Genomic DNA, 3,191 nt, shown 5'->3' with positions numbered 1-3,191 from the left:
CGATCCGCTTCATCAACGACATCCTGATGTCGGCGCCGTCGATCGTCGTGGGCCTGTTCGTCTACGCGATCGTCGTCGCGAAGGCGGGCCGCTTCAGCGGCTGGGCCGGGGTCGTCGCGCTGGCGTTGCTGCAGATCCCGATCGTGATCCGCACGACCGAGAACATGCTGAAGCTCGTGCCGAACTCGCTGCGCGAAGCGGCCATTGCGCTCGGCACGCCGAAATGGCGGATGGTGCTGGCGATCACGCTGCGCGCATCGCTCAGCGGGATCTTGACCGGCGTGCTGCTCGCGGTCGCGCGGATCGCGGGTGAAACGGCGCCGCTGCTGTTCACCGCGCTGTCGAACCAGTTCTTCTCGCTGGACATGAGCCAGCCGATGGCGAACCTGCCCGTCACGATCTTCAAGTTTGCGATGAGCCCGTTCGCGGAATGGCAATCGCTCGCCTGGGCGGGCGTGTTCCTGATTACGCTCGGGGTGCTCGGACTCAACATCCTGGCGCGCTCGATCTTTTCGAAAAAATAACGGCGGAGCAATCCGATGAATATGGCAGAGAGCCACCTGAATCCCATCGAATGCGTCGCGTCGCCGGCCGGCACGCACGGCGCGTCGGACGGCCGTCCGCTCGCGCCGCTCAACGCGAAGATCGAAGTCAGCAACCTCAACTTCTTCTACAACCAGTTCCATGCGCTGAAGAACATCAACCTGCGCATTCCCGAAGGCAAGGTGACGGCATTCATCGGCCCGTCGGGCTGCGGCAAGTCGACCCTGCTGCGCACGTTCAACAAGATGTATGCGCTCTATCCGGAGCAGCGCGCCGAAGGCGAAATCCTGATGGACGGCGAGAACCTGCTGACGACGAAGCGCGATATTTCGCTGCTGCGCGCACGCATCGGCATGGTGTTCCAGAAGCCGACGCCGTTCCCGATGTCGATCTACGACAACATCGCATTCGGCGTGAAGATGTTCGAGAAGCTCACGCGCTCGGAGATGGACGACCGCGTCGAGTGGGCGCTGACGAAGGCCGCGCTGTGGAACGAGGTGAAGGACAAGCTGAGCCAGAGCGGCTACGGCCTGTCCGGCGGCCAGCAACAGCGTCTGTGCATCGCGCGCGGCATTGCGATCCGCCCCGAAGTGCTGCTGCTCGACGAGCCGTGCTCGGCGCTCGACCCGATCTCGACGGGCCGCATCGAGGAACTGATCGCGGAGCTGAAGAGCGACTACACGGTCGTGATCGTCACGCACAACATGCAGCAGGCCGCGCGCTGCTCGGACTACACTGCCTACATGTACCTGGGCGAACTGATCGAGTTCGGCGAGACCGAGAAGATCTTCATCAAGCCGGTCCGCAAGGAAACGGAAGACTACATCACCGGCCGCTTCGGCTGATGACGAGGAAAACAAGCCATGCCAGATAAACATTTGTCGAGCCAGTTCGACGCCGATCTGAATGCCGTGTCGTCGAAGGTGCTGGAGATGGGCGGGCTCGTCGAGGCGCAGATCACGGGCGCGATGTACGCACTCAACGAATTCGACCGCAACGTGGCCGAGAAGGTGATCGCGACCGAGGATATCCTGAACGCGATGGAAGTCGAGATCGACCAGGAGTGCGGCAACATCATCGCGCGCCGGCAGCCCGCCGCGCGCGATCTTCGCCTCCTGATGTCGATCTCGAAGACGATCACGAATCTCGAGCGGGCCGGCGACGAGGCGGAGAAGATCGCGAAGCGCGTGCGCCGCCTGATCGACGAGCCGGCCGCCCGCGGGGTCAATATCGCCGAGATCAAGGTGTCGGGCGAGATGGCGGTGACGATCCTGCGCCGCGCGCTCGACGCGTTCGCACGCCTCGATACGGTCGCCGCCGCGCAGATCGTCAAGGACGACAAGGAGATCGACCAGGAATTCCGTGCGTTCGTGCGCAAGCTCGTGTCGTACATGCAGGAAGATCCGCGCACGATCTCGGCGGGGCTCGAATACCTGTTCATCGCGAAGGCGATCGAACGGATCGGCGACCACGCGAAGAACATCGCCGAGTTCATCATCTATATCGTGAAGGGCACCGACGTACGGCACCAGCCGCGCGACACGCTCGAACGCGAAGCCAACAGTTAAGCATCCTATACACTGACGAACCAGAGGTGCCGATGCCCAGCAACATTCTCGTCATCGAAGATGAGCCCGCCATTTCCGAGTTGATTTCGGTGAATCTCCAGCATGCCGGACACTGCGCCATTCGCGCTTACAACGCGGAGCAGGCGCAGAGCCTGATCAGCGACGTGCTGCCCGATCTCGTGCTGCTCGACTGGATGTTGCCGGGCAAGTCCGGCATTGCGTTCGCGCGCGACCTGCGCAACAACGAGCGGACCAAGCACATCCCGATCATCATGCTGACGGCGCGCGGCGACGAGCAGGACAAGGTGCTGGGCCTCGAGATCGGCGCGGACGACTACGTGACGAAGCCGTTCTCGCCGAAGGAACTGATGGCGCGCATCAAGGCCGTGTTGCGCCGCCGCGCGCCGCAGCTGACCGAGGACGTCGTGTCGATCAACGGGCTGCGCCTCGATCCGGCCACGCACCGCGTCGCGGCGACTTCGGCCAACAGCGAGATCAAGCTCGATCTCGGTCCGACCGAATTCCGTCTGCTGCACTTCTTCATGACGCATCCGGAGCGCGTGCACAGCCGCACGCAACTGCTCGACCAGGTGTGGGGCGATCACGTGTTCGTCGAGGAGCGCACGGTCGACGTGCACATCAAGCGGCTGCGCGCGGCGCTCAAGCCCGCAGGCTGCGATGCCATGATCGAAACGGTCCGCGGCAGCGGTTACCGGCTCGCCCGGCACGCATGACGCCCCCGCGGCGCATCGTGCGCCGCGGCAGGCTTTTCCTACTTTCGGGCCTGAATCATGAACATCATATGGGCGCGCTTTCTGGTGTCGCTCGTGCTGCTCGCGCTGATCGGCGTGATCGTCGGCCTGTTCGCGGGCCTGACGGCCGCGCTCGTGTTCGGGCTGGGCATGCTGCTCGCGCAGAGTTTCTTCGGCACCTTTCACACGCAGCGTCTCTGGCGGCTGCTCGATGCGCCCGTCTACGGCGAGGTGCCGAGCGCGCCGGGCATCTGGGGCGAGATCTACTACCGGCTGCACAAGCTCGCGAAGCAATGGCATGCGCAGGTGCGACAGGTCGAGCAGCAGC

The 3,191-nt window shown here is 63.7% G+C and carries 5 protein-coding genes; all 5 read left to right on the top strand.

Going from position 1 to position 3,191, the window contains the following annotated elements:
• Positions 1-524 (top strand): ABC transporter permease subunit (locus tag KH616_RS23355; protein WP_292252325.1); only part of this gene is annotated, 524 nt, incomplete at its 5' end.
• A gap of 15 nt (positions 525-539) precedes the next feature.
• Positions 540-1,388, top strand: coding sequence for a phosphate ABC transporter ATP-binding protein PstB (gene pstB, locus KH616_RS23350; RefSeq protein ID WP_292252324.1), 849 nt, complete (start codon positions 540-542; stop codon positions 1,386-1,388).
• 18 nt (positions 1,389-1,406) lie between these two features.
• Complete coding sequence (phoU, locus tag KH616_RS23345; protein WP_292252322.1) at positions 1,407-2,111, top strand: phosphate signaling complex protein PhoU; 705 nt, start codon at positions 1,407-1,409, stop codon at positions 2,109-2,111.
• A gap of 32 nt (positions 2,112-2,143) precedes the next feature.
• Positions 2,144-2,845 (top strand): phosphate regulon transcriptional regulator PhoB, encoded by a 702-nt coding sequence (gene phoB / locus KH616_RS23340; protein WP_292252320.1) that lies wholly within the window; start codon positions 2,144-2,146, stop codon positions 2,843-2,845.
• A gap of 57 nt (positions 2,846-2,902) precedes the next feature.
• A partial coding sequence (locus KH616_RS23335) for a DUF3329 domain-containing protein (protein WP_292252318.1) occupies positions 2,903-3,191 on the top strand: 289 nt, incomplete at its 3' end.

The sequence above is a fragment of the Burkholderia sp. genome, assembly GCF_018375725.1.
In the GTDB taxonomy this organism is placed as follows: domain Bacteria; phylum Pseudomonadota; class Gammaproteobacteria; order Burkholderiales; family Burkholderiaceae; genus Burkholderia.
The sequence above is the reverse complement of the archived record's forward strand: the minus strand, read 5'-3'. Positions and strand labels throughout refer to the sequence as shown.

Excerpts from the sequence above, each read along its gene's own strand:
- pstB (WP_292252324.1), top strand. The coding sequence starts at position 540 with ATGAATATGGCAGAGAGCCACCTGAATCCCATCGAATGCGTCGCGTCG.
- phoU (WP_292252322.1), top strand. The coding sequence starts at position 1,407 with ATGCCAGATAAACATTTGTCGAGCCAGTTCGACGCCGATCTGAATGCC.
- phoB (WP_292252320.1), top strand. The coding sequence starts at position 2,144 with ATGCCCAGCAACATTCTCGTCATCGAAGATGAGCCCGCCATTTCCGAG.